The organism is Xenorhabdus hominickii (assembly GCF_002632725.1).
Classification (GTDB): domain Bacteria; phylum Pseudomonadota; class Gammaproteobacteria; order Enterobacterales; family Enterobacteriaceae; genus Xenorhabdus; species Xenorhabdus hominickii.
Map to the genome: position 1 here is coordinate 516,521 of NZ_NJAI01000003.1, position 17,225 is coordinate 533,745.

Genomic DNA, 17,225 nt, shown 5'->3' on the forward strand with positions numbered 1-17,225 from the left:
ATGTGTCAGATCACTGGAAAGTGTAAATAAACAGCCACACCATAGAGGTGTGGCTGGGCAACTGTCTATTTATCTTGACCCATTTTTAGGGTTCTTTAAAATACATTCTTTCTGAACATTTCAGTCCGTATTGCGGTGTCTTAGGTGAATTTATGTTGGCATGAAGAATAGTTAGGCACATTCGAGCATAAGTCTCGCTACTAGCACGCGCTCCCTTTATTTGGGTTGTTCCATCGGAACGGAAATCAGCACGAGGACCTATTGTGATGAGTTCGGGGTGAAGATCGTCGTCGTTCTGCCACCTCCAATGAACCCACTGAAGGTTTTCCATCGAGTAAGGTGTACCATCTTGGTTGGTCACTTTTGTTTTAAAAGTATAAAAATCCTTTCCATTAGCAAGGACAGTTCCATTTTCAGGAGATGTCTTTATTTCTTCGATTTTTGGCAGTTGGAATTGCATATCTATAGAAGCTGCGGCGGTCTTATCTTCGCCAACATAGACTAATGCTGTAACATTTTCCTTCTGATGGGGATTATCAATTTCGGAACGTATGACCTCATGGCCATAATCCTCTTGCTTTTCCTCATAGTAAGGGTAAGGTAGTGAACTGTTCACCACAGCACTAACTTCACCTTTATTGTTGGTGACGCTTGTCAGAGGTGTTAATTCTACCCCTAACTGCCCAAAATATTTTAAAGCCCAATTAATTTTTCTACCAACCTGAATATTCCCCGCCTTATCTCTAACTACTGCCGTCACAGTATAAGGCTGGGATATTGTTCTGGTTGGATGAGAAAGGGTCAGTGAAATATTTGCAGGTCCTGTAGATGGCTCTATTTTTTGATGGTCAAGAACAATATTGTTATTTCTTTCGACTAAATCATAGCGGCTACCGGCCAGTGTACGCATGGAATCTACGTTAGCTGGAGATAATTGAAGACCGAAAGGAACGCCCAGCCTGTAATTTAAATTTGCCAAAAACTGAGCTTCGCTATGACCACTTGTCCCCAGTTTATAATCTACACCCATAGTCACGAGTGGGATCGGGGTATAAGTTACCCCAATCTTACCCAGACTTGGGTTTTTCTGTTTGGTATTACGATCGAATAAAGTAACCTCATCACCAAAATATTGTTCATACGCCAGTTTGGCCCCCAGGCTCGGGTAAGCAGGCAGGAAGAATTCCCCATTAATGTCATAACCGTTGGCAGGGCGTTCATTATGTTTATCAAAATCCAGTGAATGCCGCCAATTCGTTAAACGCCAATAAGTATTGGCGGAGAATTTCATATAGTCTCCCCAGATCTCCCCACCCAGACTTAAGCGTCTGTTGTTGCCTGTGATGTCATAGTCAAAAATAGAATTTAAGCCATACATCCAACTCGGGGTAAAATAACGACCGCCAAAACCCAAATTGGCAGTATAGCGGCTGTCTTTCTTGCGATAGCCTAATTGGGAGAAGAACAGCCAGTCTTTTTTGTTATCGTAGAGTGGTAACAGAAAATCTAAGGAGCTTTTATCCAGTTTGCCTTTTTTATCAAAGGTAAAATCGATTTTGGCTGTACCAAATTGTGATAACCATGTTTGTGCTTCGGAGGCTATAAAATTGTTAACGGTGCCCAAAGCGTAAGATGTAGCCTGCCCTGCCAGATCAGAATGAGAAGATGTCAGCATACCGCCCATTCTTTGGACACTCCTTGCAAGCATATTCTCTGTAGCAAGATTTGAGGAAGGGGTTATTTTTTGTAAATTATTACCTTTATCGGAATTAGAAACTAAGAGTTTCTGGTTTGGATCGTCTGATTGAAAGCCAATATTACCTTCTTTAGCTTCAGGAGAGTAAATATTATTAGTTGCTGCATTGCTATCTGCAAAGGCAGTTATAAAGAAGGAAGGTAGAAATAGAGAATGTAACACTATAAAAAATCGAGTAATTTTAACAATATATTGAGACATATGTAAAAACCTCAAACTGTTTGCCACTGAATTAAATTTTATTATTCATTGTTAGTGAATAATAAAGGTTTTTTTACCTCCTTTTGATATAGCACATAGATCTTAATTAGGTGTAATTACAAATAATTATCAACTAATGAATAAAGGTTATCACGTAAATTTTTTTGGGGATAATATTATATCTATTTAAAAGTGGCGACGGTGTTATCGTGAATGGGTATTGAATGAAAACTTAATTTAAGATGAGAATTTAACGTAAAATAGCCGTTAATTGTTTTTTATTCATATAAAAAATAATGTGTCAGGTTACTAGAATGTGCAAATGAACAACCACGCCTCTACGGCGTGGTTGGATAATTATCTATTTACCTTAACTATCTAGGGGGTTTTTATAATTTATATCCTCTGAACATGTTTCTCCGAAGTACGTTACACCCCCTATAGTGTAGTTGAAATGAATAACAGCCAGACATGCTTTTAGACTAATGCTGTTAACGCTGTTAACGCTGTTAACGTTGTCATCGCTGTCATCGCTGTCATCGCTGTTATTTTTAGCATATGCCAGTTTTATTCTGGCTGTCCCATCAGGATGGAAATCACTAGGAGAGCCTATTATTTTGACTAGAGAGTTTGTATCTTTGTTGTTTGTAGTCCACTGAAGGTTGCCCATCGAGTAAGGTGTACCATCCTGGTTGGTCACTTTTGTTTCAAAAGTATAAAAAGCAACTGCATTAGCAGGGACAGTTCCATTTTCAGGAGATGCCTTTATTTTTTCGATTTTTGGTAGTTGGAATTGCATATCTACAGAGGCAGCAGCGTCCTTATCTTCGTCAACATAGGCTAATAGTGTAACATTATCCTTCTGATAAGGATTACTATTCTTATCATCATCGTAAGGGTAAGGTATTGAACTGTTCACCAAAGCACTAACTTCACCTTTATTGTTGGTGACGTTTGTTAGAGGTATTAATTTTACCCCTAACTGCCCAAAATGTTTTAAAGCCCAGTTGACTCTTCTACCAACCTGAATATTCCCTGCCTTATCTCTAACTATTGCCGTCACAGTATAAGGCTGAAATATTGTTCTAGTTGGGTTGGAAAGAGTCAGTGAAATATTTGTAGGCCCTGTAGAAAGCTGAGGCGGCGCTATTTTTTGATGGTCAAGGACAATATTGTTATTTCTTTCGACTAAATCATAGCGGCTACCGGCCAGTGTACGCATGGAATCTACGTTAGCTGGAGATAACTGAAGACTGAAAGGAACACCCAGCCTGTAATTTAAATTTGCCAAAAACTGAGCTTCGCTATGACCACTTGTCCCTAGTTTATAATCTACACCCATAGTCACGAGCGGGATCGGGGTATAAGTCACTCCAATCTTACCCAGACTTGGATTTTTCTGTTTGGTATTACGATCGAATAAAGTAACTTCGTCACCAAAATATTGTTCATACGCCAGCTTAGCTCCCAGACTCGGATAAGCAGGTAAGAAGAATTCCCCATTAATGTCATAACCGTTAGCAGGGCGTTCATTATGTTTATCAAAATCCAGTGAATGCCGCCAACCCGTTAAACGCCAATAAGTATTGGCGGAGAATTTCATATAGTCTCCCCAGATCTCCCCACCGAGACTTAATCGTCTGTTGTTGCCTGTGATGTCATAGTCAAAAATAGAGTTTAAGCCATACATCCAACTCGGGGTAAAATAACGACCGCCAAAACCTAAATTGAAAGTATGGCGGCTGTCTTTCTTGCGATAGCCTGATTGAGAGAAGAACAGCCAGTCTTTTTTGTTATCGTAGAGTGGCAACAGCAAATCTAAGGAGCTTTTATCCAGTTTACCTTTTTTATCAAAGGTAAAATCGATTTTGGCTGTACCAAATTGTGATAACCATGTCTGCGCTTCGGAGGCTATAAAATTGTTAACGGTGCCCAAAGCGTAAGATGTAGCCTGCCCTGCCAGATCAGAATGAGAAGATGTCAGCATCCCACCCATTTTTTGGACACTTCTTGCGAGCATATTCTCTGTAGCAAGATTTGAGGTGGGGTTTGTTTTTTCTAAATTATTGCCTTTATTGGAATTAGAAACTAAGAGTTTCTGGTTTGGATCGTCTGATTGAAAGCCAATATTACCTTCTTTAGCCTCAGGAGAGTAAATATTATTAGTTGCTGCATTGCTATCTGCAAAAGCAGTTATAAATAAGGAAGGTAGAAATAGAGAATGTAACACTATAAAAAATCGAGTAATTTTAACAATATATTGAGACATATGTAAAAACCTCAAACTGTTTGCCACTGAATTAAATTTTATTATTCATTGTTAGCGAATAATAAAGGTTTTTTTACCTCTTTTTGATATAGCACATAGATCTTAGTTAGATGTAATTACAAATAATTATCAATTGATGAATTAAAGTTATTGCATGAGGTTTTTAGAAAAATAATATCATGTATATACCGTTTGTTTTTCAGTTTATGATTAAATCATACAGTCAAAAATAACGACTTATAATATTGGGTTTATTTTTGATGTCTTTTGAACGCAAGGAAGGAAGTAAATATATTATTCTGACAAAAAGAAGTGGCTGTTTTAGCAGCCACTTGTGGAGTGCCATTAAATAAATTCTACTGTTATCCTGATGTAGTCGCGTGATTAGGATTCGTAGCCTTATGAAACTTGTCCGTGTCACTTACAGCTAAAGCCAGTTCATACAATGTTGGGTGAGTGAATAGTGCCGCCAATGAAACATCCATGCCTTGCTCCCGCATACGGGACAGAAGTCGTATCGCTATCAGTGATTGGCCTCCCAGCTTGAAAAAATGGTCATGACGACTGATCTTTTCTCGTCCTAGTAGATCCTGCCAGATCTGAGCCAGTACCGTTTCTACGTCACCAACAGGGGCTTCATAGTTGTTTGTTCTTACAGCAAATGGTTCAGGCCTAGGCAGCCCTTGAAGGTTAAATTTTCCATTGGATGCCAGCGGTAGTTCGGCTTGTGTGCAGTTGAAATTGATTTGTAACTGCTGATGCTCGGTGACAGATAGAACAGGAATGTCCATGATTGGCTGCTGAGGTTCGGTTTCCAGTGCGTCAACCAAACCCGTTAGGGCAGTGATCATATAAGTGAGCAGACGTTCCGGATCGATACCCGGCACGGCTTGGGCAGCCAACAGAAAGCCTTTACCTAAATCATCGACGGCCAGATAGAGGGGATAGTTGGTTCTCTCCTGTCCCATCATCATGCGCATACCTTCCCATGTGGTGCGGGTTACATCCGATGGACTATGGCGATAATTGAGCAGTGCACTGAAGAGCGGTAAGGGTGCTGCCACACCGCTACAGCGCTGGGCCAGTGCCAGCGGTGCCTGTTCGTGTTCCAGAAGTTGCGTCAGACTACGGTAGGCTGCTTGCACGACTGACTGCACACTGTTTTCTGCAAGCCGGATCCTTATAGGCAGGGTATTGATAAACAGACCCAGGATCTGATCGATGCCAGCACTTCCCTGCATCCGTCCCAGCAAGACTGTGCCGAAGACCACATCATCTCGTCCGCTGGTTTTTGCCAGCACCTGCGCCCATGCGACATGGAACAGTATTCCGGGACTGATCCCCTGACGGCGTGCCTGTGTGCGGATAGCTCTGGACAGTGTTGCATTAAGAGGTCGCATGACTTCTGTCACCGGTCTGTTTCCGCTATGAACATCCAGTATTCCGAAGGGAGCGGTCGGGGCATCCACATCGGCGAGCATTTCACGGAAGTAGGCTTCATGAACTGAGATCGGTACATTCAGGGATTGAGCGATAAAGTTACGGTAAGGTAATACCGGAGGTAGGTGTTCGGTACGATTGTGCAGCAGTTCTTTGATTTCTGTCACGATGAAATCCAGTGACATATGGTCATTGAGTAAATGGTGGCAGCACAGTGCCATTAACCATTCGTTCTGTTGCGGATCATAGGTGATATCTATTGAGCAAAGCGGAGCCTGACTGATATCAAGGCGGCGCTGGTACGGATCAGTATGTGCCAGCAACTGAGATGGTACGTCTTTGTCACTGTATGGCACAAAGGTATCGATACGAAGAGGTGCCTGCCGCCAGACGACTTGCACTGGCTGAGTTAATCCTTGCCAGTAGGCAGCGGTACGTAGAATATCGTGACGATTAATGACCTGTTGCAAGGCTGTCAGAAAAGCATCAAGGCGTTCGTGAGTATCGAAAGCAAGCAAGATATGTAACAGATAAACATCCCCCTGTGATTGCTGTAGATGATGGAACAGCATACCTTCCTGTAATGGCGCGAGTGGATAGATATCTTGAATATTGGCAGCTCCGCCGGGGATGGCAGCGGCGATGGTATCAATCTCACTCTGGGACAAGGAAACTAAGGGCAGCATGTTGGGGGTGATGGTGATACAGTCCTTCGGGATGAGGTTAGGGGGAACGATGAATGCGGTTGCATTGTCCTGATCCATTCGCATAGCGTTTGCCATCTCAGCCAGTACTGGTGTGGAGAACACGGTACGCATATCAAGAATCCAGCCTTGGCCGCGCAATCGTTCGATGAGATTGACCACCATCAGAGAATGACCACCAAGCTCAAAGAAATGATCATAACGGCTTACCCTATCCAGCCCCAATAACGTTTGCCAGATTCCGGCCAGCACTATTTCCATGTCGCCGACTGGTGCTTCATAAGCGCGTGTCACGACCGCTGTCTGATCCGGCATTGGTAATGCCTGACGGTCGAGTTTACCATTGGGAGCCAGCGGGAAGGCATTAAGTATCACAAACGCACTTGGCAGCATATATTCGGCAAGGTGCTGTGCAAGTTGCCGTCTTAATTCCGCTGGCACCAATGTCGTATCCGGTTTGGCAAGCAGATAAGCCACAAGACGCTTATCACCCGGCCTGTCTTCCCGGGCCAGTACGATAGCCTCACGTACACCATGGCATTGGGTAAGACGGGTTTCTATTTCCCCTAACTCAACTCGGAAGCCGCGTATTTTGATCTGAAAATCATTGCGACCGAGATATTCAATATTGCCGTCAGGCCGCCAACGACCTAGATCACCGGTCTTATACATGCGGGCATCGGACCGTTTGCTGAAAGGATCGACGACAAATCTCGCTGCCGTCAGCTCAGGTTGGTTCAAATAACCTCGGGCAACGCCCAGACCACCGATATAGATTTCGCCGTTTACGCCGATAGGCACCAATTGACCGAGCGTATCCAAAATATAGATGCGGGTATTGGCAATGGGGCGACCAATGGGAATGTTGTCGGTGATAGGGAAAGTTTGTTTGCCATCTATCATCAGTGTCGTGGCCGTGACGGTCACTTCAGTCGGGCCATAGGCGTTGAACCAACGGCAGGATTGCGTTTCTGGGCATGATAGCCAGTCCATTAAATAGCGGTGTTCAACTTTATCACCACCGACAATAACGGTGTGCAGATAAGGGCTAAAACTGTCGCGTCCGGCCATTAACTCTTGTACCCAGTGGTGCCAGAAGGCCGTTGGGATATTTATGATAGTGACTTTCTGTTCACGTAAGAAATCGACAAAGGTGATATTCGGTATTTTGATATAGGACGGGCGCAGAACCAGCGTGGCACCCGATGCAAGGGTAGGAAAGATATCCGACACCGAAATGTCAAACGCCACGGTTACAAATTGCAGAATACGATCGCCCAATTGAGGATGACTGACCTGACGCTGAGCATGAATAAGGCTCACAACATTCTGGTGTTCCAGCATAACGCCTTTAGGGTGTCCGGTTGAACCGGAAGTGTAGATAATATAGGCCAAGTGGTGCGGCTGAAGCCCCATTAGATTGCTGTCAGGGTTATGTGCAGGTTGTTTTGCTACGTTATTTTGATGAATTTCATCGTCCAATAGCCAAATGGGGAGATCTTGTATTGGCAAGCATGTCTGCAAATGTTGTTGCGTCAGCAATAAAACCGGTTTGCTGTCTGACAACTGATAGATTAGCCGTTCGGTAGGATAATCTGGATCGAGTGGAATATAACCAGCGCCGGCTTTTAAGATCCCGAATAAGCCAATGATCATATCCAAACCGCGTTCAACACAAATAGCCACCCGATCGTCAGGGCGTACTCCAAAGGCAATCAGGCTATGTGCCAGTTGGTTGGCTCGATAGTTCAGTTCACTGTAACTCAGCGAATCTTTGTCAAAGATCACGGCTGTGGCATCGGGTGTGCGCTGTACCTGCTCTTCAAACAGTTGATGAATGAACGATTGATGAATCAACGTATCTTGCGGAAAGCTGCTCCTGATTTTTTGAGAATCCGTGTCTTGAGAGAGAGCTGTAGTGTTGAAATCAACCAACAACTGTTGTCGCTCTGCAACGGACAGCAGCGGCAATTGGGTAATGGACTGCGTTTCATCGTCTGTTATGGCCATCAACACTTGAGTGAAATAACCGACTATGCGTTCAATCGTCGCGCGGTCGAACAGATCCACAGCATATTCCAGATAGCCACTGAATCCATCCTCGGTTTCGGTAAGTGACAGCGTTAGGTCAAAGTACGCGCTGTGGTGAGGTTGCTCAATTAATGAAACGGACAAACCCGATAAGTCAAAAGCCTGAATGGGAGTATTATCCAAAGCCAGCATGACCTGAAAAATTGGGCTGTAACTCAGGCTGCGATCAGGTTGCAACGTTTCTACTATCTGTTCAAAAGGCAGATCTTGATGTGCATAGACCGCTAATGCCTGTTTACGTATATGAACAAGCAGTTCCGCCACAGTATCACATTGACTCAGTTCGACACGCAGGGGCAGGGTATTGACAAAAAAACCGATCAATCCCTCAAGTTCACTCCGCGAACGATTGGCGACAGGTGTACCGATAACGATATCGTTCTGACCACTCAAACGTGCCAGCACAATCCCCCAAGCTGCCAGCAGTGTCATAAATAGCGTTGTATCCTGACGTTGTCCGAGAGCTTTGATGGCGGCCAATAAGTCAGTATCCAACTGGATCGGGACGTGACTACCGACGTAACTTTGTTCTGATGGACGTGGCCGGTCGGTGGGTAAATCCAGCAACGCAGGTGCTCCATGAAGTTGCTTGCGCCAGAAATCCCGCTGTGTTGTAAGAGTCTCGCCTTTTAGCCATTCATGTTGCCAGACGGCATAGTCGGCGTATTGAATAGGCAGCGGGAGGAGGGGATCACTATGATCCTCAAGCATTACTCGATAGAGTTCACCCAGTTCGCGGATTAATATCCCTACCGACCAACCATCGGTGATGATGTGATGCAGGGTTAGGATCAGCGTATGTTCTTCGTCGGCCAATTGCAGCAATTGACCCCGAATTAGCGGTTCATTGGCAAAGTCAAACGGGGTTTGTGTTTCGAGTTTTGTCAGTTCATCAATACGGGCAGTACGAGAAACTTCGTCTAATCCGCGTAGATCCTGACAGGTCAAGGCAAAGCCAATATCTACGGCATCAATATATTGATGAGGCTGTTCATCCATCAGGATAAAACGGGTGCGCAGGCTTTCTTGTCGGGCAACGAGGCTGTTGAGTGCGGCGATAAATACTGTTCGGTCGAGCTGTCCGCTGAGATGCAGAACGACAGGAATATGATAAGCCAGACTCGCAGCGGGATCGAGCTTGGCAAGGAACCAAAGGCGTTGCTGGGCGAAAGAGAGCGGCAGTGGTTGATGGCGCTCAGCGGCAGGAATGCTGGTTTGAGCGACTATTGACGCTTTGGTGAGCACGGCGGCCAGATCAGCGAGAACAGGGCGGGCAAAGAGTTGTGGTAAGGGAAGTTCCCGCGTCAGCTTCTGACGCACACGGGCAGCAAGCTGGATCGCGAGTAGAGAATGCCCGCCAAGCTCAAAGAAATGGTCATGGCGACCGACCTGCTTCAATCCCAATAATGTCTGCCAGATCTCGACCAATATGGTTTCGATCTCTCCCACAGGAGCTTCATATTCACGCGTCACGATTGCTGACCGATCTGGTGCAGGTAAGGCTTGACGATCGAGCTTGCCATTGGGGGTCAACGGGAAGGCATCGAGCGTCACAAAGGCAGTGGGCAGCATATACTCAGCCAAATATGGCATAAGTTGTCGGCGCAATTCGGCTGGCACCAATTTAACGCCTGTCTGAGCCAGTAAATAGGCGACCAGACGTTTTTGACCGGGTTCTTCTTCACGGACGAAAACCACTGCTTCACGCACACCGTGGCATTGTGTCAGCCGGGCTTCTATTTCACCGGTTTCGATACGAAAACCACGCAGTTTAATCTGGGAATCATTGCGGCCGATGTACTCGATATTGCCATCGGGAAGCCAGCGCCCCAGATCGCCGCTTTTGTACATACGTGCATTCGGATCTGAGCAAAACGGATCAGCCAGAAAGCGCTCGGCGGTCAGTTCAGGGCGATTCAGGTAGCCACGGGTGACACCGATACCGGCAATATAGATTTCCCCGGTCACACCGAGCGGGACAGGTTGGCCTGCATTATCAAGGATATAGATTTGGGTATTGGCCATAGGGCGCCCAATCGGGGGTGGAGTATCTGCCTGACTATCACATTGGTAGTGGGTGGCACAGATCGTAATTTCTGTTGGCCCATATGCATTGATCATCTGTCGTCCCTGTGCCCAGCGTTTGACTAAGGAGGAAGGGCAGACTTCACCAGCCACGACTACGGTTTGCAGCGTATCGGGTATGGTATCCATCGCTGCCAGCGCTGTTGGTGACAAGAAGAGTATATGGGTAATGGCATGGGTTTCTAAATAATGGGACAGTGCTGCACCAGGTAGAATATCGGTTTGCTTAGCAAGATAGAGGCAGGCGCCCGCCAGCAGTGTCAGGCAACATTCCCAAATACTGGCATCGAAACTGTTTGAGGCAAACTGCAAGACTCGACTGGCAGGAGGGAATAACAGTGTGTCTTGCTGAGTGGTCACTAAATTGCACAGGCTACGGTGTTCGACCATAACACCTTTAGGCTGGCCGGTGGAACCTGACGTATAAATCACATAGGCCAGATGATGTGGCGTCAGTCCCAGAACCTGGGCATCAGGATTATTTTCCAGGGAGGAAACATCCCCCTCTAATTGCGTCTGGTTATTGACCTTATGGTTATTGATCTTATGGTAATGAGCCATATAGTCATCGGTCATATGATTGTCGAGCAGGATAGTCGATACCGAGCATCTGGATGCCGTGCAGTCCAGCATATTGACGAGTGTTATTTGGGTAAGTAAGGCTATCGGAGCCGCATCCTCAAGCATGTACAGCAGGCGCTCGGTCGGATAGGTTGGATCCATCGGTACATAGGCGCCACCAGCTTTTAAGATCCCCAATAATCCCACTATCATCTCCGGGCTGCGTTCGACACAAATCGCCACCCGATCATCAGGGCGTACCCCAAAAGCCATTAAATGATATGCCAGACGATTGGCACGGCGGTTCAATTCATCATAGCTCAGCGATTGGTTTTCAAAGACCACGGCGATGGCATCTGGTGTACGTTGCACCTGTGCTTCGAACAGTTGGTGCACTAAAGCCTCTTGTGGGAAATCTGCCCCCGTGTGTTGAGAGAGTTGAGTGGCGTTAAAATCGACAAGCAACTGTCGGCGCTCGGCGGCGGGCAGAATGGGAATGTTCAAAATCGGTGTTTGGGGGTGGGTTTCCAGTGCTGATACCAAACCCGCCAGAGCGGTAGTCATATAGGCATTTAAGCGAGTAGGTTCGATGCCTGACACAGTCTGAGCAACTAACTGGAAGTTTTCTCCCCAATCATCCACGCTCAAGGCGAGGGGATAGTTTGTTCTTTCCTGTTCTTCCAGCAGGCGTATACCTTCCCACGCAGGAAGAGAGGTTTCTGGTTGGCTATGGCGGTAATTGAACAGTGAACTGAAGAGTGGCAGGGGTTGAGCAACACCGCTACAACGTTGCGCCAGTGCTAATGATGTCTGTTCGTGTTCCAGCAAACGGGTTAAATTTCGGTAAGTTGTTTGTACGATTGCTTGTACGCTGTTCCCCGCCAGCCGGATACGTACGGGCAGGGTATTGATAAACAGCCCCAGAACCCGGTCGATACCGGCACTGCCCTGCATTCGCCCCAGCAAAAGTGTCCCAAAAACCACATCATCCCGCCCGCTGGTGTGTGCCAGCACCTGCGCCCAGGCAACATGGAACAACACACTCGGACTGACACCCTGACGGCGTGCCTGTGTGCGGATTGCTTTTGCCAGTATCGCATCCAGAGGCTGAGCGGCTTCTGTTATTTGCCTATTTCCACTGTGAACATCCAATATTCCGAAAGGAACAGTTGGTTCCTCCACGTCGGCAAGCACCTCACGAAAGTAGGCTTCGTGTACTGAAACGGGCACACTTAAGGCTTGGGCGACAAAGTCTCGGTAAGGCAGGGCTACCGGTAAGTTTTTGGCTTGCTGGCTCTCAACATGGTTGTTTAGCTGATTATCTAAGCGATTGTTTAACAATTCGCTGATTTCAGCCATGATGAGTTCCAGTGCCATATGGTCACAGATTAGGTGCTGGAAACACAGAGCCAGTAGCCATTCGTCCTGATGCGGATCATAAGCAATATTGGCAGAAAAGAGCGGTGCCTGACTTACATCAAGACGGTGTTGGTGCGGGTCGGTATGGCGTAGCAATTGGGATAAGACATCCTGTTCGTCGTTTGGCAGACTTGCCATATTTGCCATATTTGCCATATTTGCCATATTTGGCATAAACGCATCAATGCGCAGAAGTGCCTGACGACAGACGATCTGCACTGGCTGAGTCAGCCCCTGCCAACAGACGGCGGTGCGCAAAATATCGTGACGGTTAATCACCTGCTGCAAGGCGGCCAGAAAAGCATCGAGACGCTCGCGGTTATCGAAAGCAAATACATTGCGTACCAGATAAGTATCGCCCTGTGTCTGCAACAGATAGTGGAACAGAATACCTTCCTGTAGTGGTGCGAGTGGGTAGATATCTTGGATATTGGCGACACCACCAGAGATCGTCGAGACAATGGTATCAATTTCGTTTTGGGACAGAGATACCAAGGTCAACATATCCGGTGTGATAGCGGTGCAGTCGTCAGGAATACCATTGGGTGGCACAGTGAACGTATCAGTATTGTCTTCGATTCTCCGCATCGTTTTTGCTATTTCGGTCAGCACCGGAGTGGCGAATACAGTGTGGAAGCTAAGGCTCCAACCTAAGCTGTGCAACTGTTCAATTAACTTGACCACTTTCAGCGAATGACCACCAAGCTCGAAAAAGTGGTCGTGGCGACTAACACGCGCTATTCCCAACAACATTTGCCAAATCTGGGCCAGGGTAATTTCTGCGTCTCCCATCGGGGCTTCGTAATTGCGAGTTACGATTGCTGCCTGATTCGGTGTCGGAAGGGCTTGTCTGTCAAGTTTGCCATTGGGCGTCAGTGGGAAGGTATCGAGCGTGACAAAGGCACTGGGGATCATATATTCAGCAAGGTGTTGCGAGAGCTGCTGGCGTAGTGTTGCTGGTGCCAGTTCTGTATCTGGTTCGGCCAATAGATAAGCCACAAGACGTTTTCCACCTGCCATGTTTTCTGAATAAACGTCTTCACGGACAAGGACAACGGCTTCTCGTACACCGGGACATTGGGTTAGCCGGGCTTCTATCTCCCCCGGTTCGATACGAAAACCGCGTAGCTTGACCTGAAAATCATTGCGCCCGAGATATTCAATCGTGCCGTCCGGTAGCCAACGGCCGAGGTCGCCGGTTTTGTACATGCGGGCCCCCGGCTCTACGGAAAACGGATCTGCGAGAAAGCGTTCTGCCGTCAGTTCAGGTCGGTTCAGGTAACCTCGGGCAACACCGGCTCCGGCGATATGGATTTCGCCTGTAACGCCAAGAGGAACGGGGTGCCCATGTTCGTTGAGAATATAGATTTGTGTATTGGCAATCGGACGGCCGACAGGGGGAAGCGTTGGCCACCGTTCGATATCCTTGCCCAGAGTATAGGCTGTTGCGACGTGACTTTCAGTCGGGCCATAGTGATTGTGTAACTGGCATGATCCGCTGCGTTGTAGAAAGCGAAGAATAGCAGGTGTAATACGCAATTGTTCGCCTGCGGTAATGATGTGAGCCAAACAAGAAAAATCGCCCTCAATATTGTCGGATGCCTCTGCAAGATGCTGTAGGGCGATATAAGGGAGGAAAATTCTATCAATTTGTTTTTGCTGAATGAGATGGAGAAGCTGTTGGGGATTACGGCGAATTTCTTCATTAATCAAGACCAGACATCCACCTTCGCACAGGGTTGTAAATATTTCCTGAAAGGCCACATCGAATCCAAGCGCAGCAAATTGTAGTGTTTTACCTGCCCCAGAGGGAAGTGAAGGAGCGTGACGATGCCATTGCAATAAGTTCAACAATGCTGCCAGAGGCATTTGTACTCCCTTAGGCAATCCGGTGGAACCCGAGGTGTAGATCACATAGGCCAGGTGGCCTGGCGTCAAACCCAACTCTTGGCTATTCGGGTTATGGGCCGGTTGTGTTTTGATGGGTTGTTCTTGGGCGTCAAGTAGGATGGCAGGTACGGAGTTTGTAGACACGCAATTATTCAGGGTATTGGCAAGAGCTGATTGGGTAAGTAAGACGCTCGGAGCGGCATCTTCAAGCATATATAGCAGCCGTTCGGCCGGATAGGCGGGATCTAACGGTACATAGGCACCACCCGCCTTGAGAATAGCAAGTAAACCAACCACCATTTCCAGACAGCGCTCGACACAAATCGCCACCCGATCGTCCGGGCGTACACCCAGTGCAATCAGATAATGGGCCAGACGATTGGCTTGACAGTTCAATTCGTTATAAGTCAGGGATTGGCCCTCAGAGACTACGGCGATGGCATTCGGGCTGCGTTGTACCTGCGTTTCGAACAGTTGATGAATCAGCGTATCTTGCGGGAAATCGATCTGGGTGGCATTGAAATCCTCCAATATCTGTTGACGTTCAGCTTCTGGCAAGATGGGCAAATTCACTATCGGCGTATCCAGCGCAGTGCTGGCGGCGTCGAGCAAAATGGCAAGACGGGATTGGAGAGCCATCACCTCTGCGGTACTCAAATAATCGGTAGAAAAATAGAATTCAATCGTGATGGGGGAGCGGTCATCTTCAAGGTAAGCAGTGTTTGTGTATTGCTTGACGATGATTGAAAGAGGATAGGGTACACCATGATGTATGTCATAAAATTTGACGCGGGTATGTTCTCCTTCCATGTGCAGATTGGCTGTAAATGCCTCGAGTGACAAAGTAATGTCAAATAATTGAGTACGCCCTGTTTTCTGTTGAATGTCGATTTGCCGGTTGAGTTCTGTCATGGGCACGCGTTGGTGTTTAGTGCAACGAAGCCATTCGCTGGCGGCTTTATGCATAACTTCAAGGAACGTGTCTTCCGATGAAATTGTCACCCCAATCGGGAGCATGGACGTGAACATTCCCATCGTTTTTTGCCGGGCATCTTTACCGCAGTGAACGGGGATACCGATGACAATTTCATCCACATCCGTTGTTCGGGCGAAATAGCTAGCCAGAACAGCATACATAAAGTGTAGGACGGATAATCCTTGTTGGGCTACCCCCGCTTCGATACGTTGAAAAAGCGTTTTGTCTATCTGCCACACAATGGGTTGAGTGGATTTGGGTTGGGTGGGTTTAGCTTGCCCGGGATGTTCTGTTTTATTGGGATTGATCAACGGGAGCAATGGCGGCGGCAGATTTTCATAGCGTTTCACCCAAAATTGCAAATCGTGTGAGTAATGTTGAGAAGCAAGATAAGTCTGCTCATCAGCAATAAAATCCAGATAAGAAGGAGCCGCTTTGTTCAGAGGGGTCTTCCTGACAAGGCGATTGTAAGCATCGATAACATCGTCAAGCAGTATCAATAACCCCGTACTATCAATGATCAAATGATGACAGCAAAACTGCCAGTACCAGCGAGTACGGCTTACCCGCAATAATTCGGAACGCCACATCTCACTATCATTTAAGTGTCTACCCAATTGGAACGGACGCCTGAATTCTGTATCGATATGCTGTTTGACTAGGGCTTCTGCGTTTGCGTGCTCCGAAAAATCGTATATCGCCACGGACACAGGAAGAGAGTCATTAACCCGTTGTTGGGGAAATGTATCGGTACTAATGAGTTGCAAACGCAGTGTGTCATGACGATAAACAACCGCTTTGAAAGCACGAACGAACAGGGCTTCATCCAACTCACCTTCAATGCAGGTAAAAACACCGGTGTTGTAGTAGGAGGAATCGTAGTGGGAAGAATCGGAATGGATAAGCTGATTAAGCCAGATGACTTGCTGAGGAGAGCTAATTGGTTGTGTGTGAAAGAGAACAGAATCGTCGTTATCAACTGCTGGAGAAGTTTCAGAAGAGTGTTTGTGATTATGGTTATGTGACATATCCATTTCTCCTTTTTAATAGTTCAGACTTAATCTGATCTATATGTTTGAAAATAAGAAAATTATTGTCTTTGGTTAATCTTTGTTGAGGTGAAATGTGTATTTTGGAGTACCTTAAAATAGGTTTTTTTGACTAAAAATCAACATAAAAATAAGTAAATCCAGTTAAATTAACTAAGTTGTTGTGTTTTGTCGATATTTTTTATTAATAAAGAGAGGCGTAAGCGTAGATGCCATGATAAATAAATTACAGTGATGTGATGACTAATGAGTTGTTGATGATGTTTAATTTTTCAAACGTAAATTAATTAAAATGATTTTTATGTATAACAAAAATCATTATGAAATATATAATTGATATAGTTATAGAATAACTTTCAAGACTAATAAAATTAATAAAGATAATACATAATTAATTATGCTAAAAAAGTCCTGAGATAATAAGTAAACTTATGGTTTATATATTGTAATTGATGTCGAATATTCTGATTTATACTCTGAAATGATTAAAAAATATATCTATGATAAATAAAAAATAATATAGACTTAAATCCAAATGACAATCAATATTGTGGTTAAGGAAATAGTCGCCATGGTGAGTTATTAATAATAATGGCGGGGAATAAACTATGATTGTCTTTGAAATGGTGAATACATTGAATAAATAACATAAATAGTAAGAATACGTAACTAAAAATATGAAGAATGTCACATCAGTAACGGGGACTTTGAACCACTAAGGCTGATAGGTATTAACTATTTTAGTATAAAGGAGAATGCTGAAAGATTGCGAGGGTCACTGTAG

At 45.8% G+C, this 17,225-nt stretch carries 3 protein-coding genes; all 3 read right to left on the reverse strand.

Going from position 1 to position 17,225, the window contains the following annotated elements; all coding sequences use genetic code 11:
- Positions 1-85: 85 nt before the first annotated feature.
- The gene (locus Xhom_RS12310) at positions 86-1,957 is read right to left on the reverse strand and encodes an inverse autotransporter beta domain-containing protein (RefSeq protein ID WP_084023137.1); all 1,872 of its coding nucleotides are present in this window, start codon (positions 1,955-1,957) and stop codon (positions 86-88) included.
- A 370-nt stretch (positions 1,958-2,327) separates the two neighbouring features.
- The gene (locus Xhom_RS12315) at positions 2,328-4,226 is read right to left on the reverse strand and encodes an inverse autotransporter beta domain-containing protein (protein ID WP_069316712.1); all 1,899 of its coding nucleotides are present in this window, start codon (positions 4,224-4,226) and stop codon (positions 2,328-2,330) included.
- Positions 4,227-4,588: 362 nt separating this feature from the next.
- On the reverse strand, positions 4,589-16,420 hold the full coding sequence (locus tag Xhom_RS12320) for a non-ribosomal peptide synthetase (RefSeq protein WP_069316711.1): 11,832 nt from the start codon (positions 16,418-16,420) through the stop codon (positions 4,589-4,591).
- Positions 16,421-17,225: the final 805 nt, after the last annotated feature.

Coding starts and splice junctions, on each gene's coding strand:
- Xhom_RS12320 (WP_069316711.1), bottom strand. CDS start 16,420: ATGTCACATAACCATAATCACAAACACTCTTCTGAAACTTCTCCAGCA.
- Xhom_RS12310 (WP_084023137.1), bottom strand. CDS start 1,957: ATGTCTCAATATATTGTTAAAATTACTCGATTTTTTATAGTGTTACAT.
- Xhom_RS12315 (WP_069316712.1), bottom strand. CDS start 4,226: ATGTCTCAATATATTGTTAAAATTACTCGATTTTTTATAGTGTTACAT.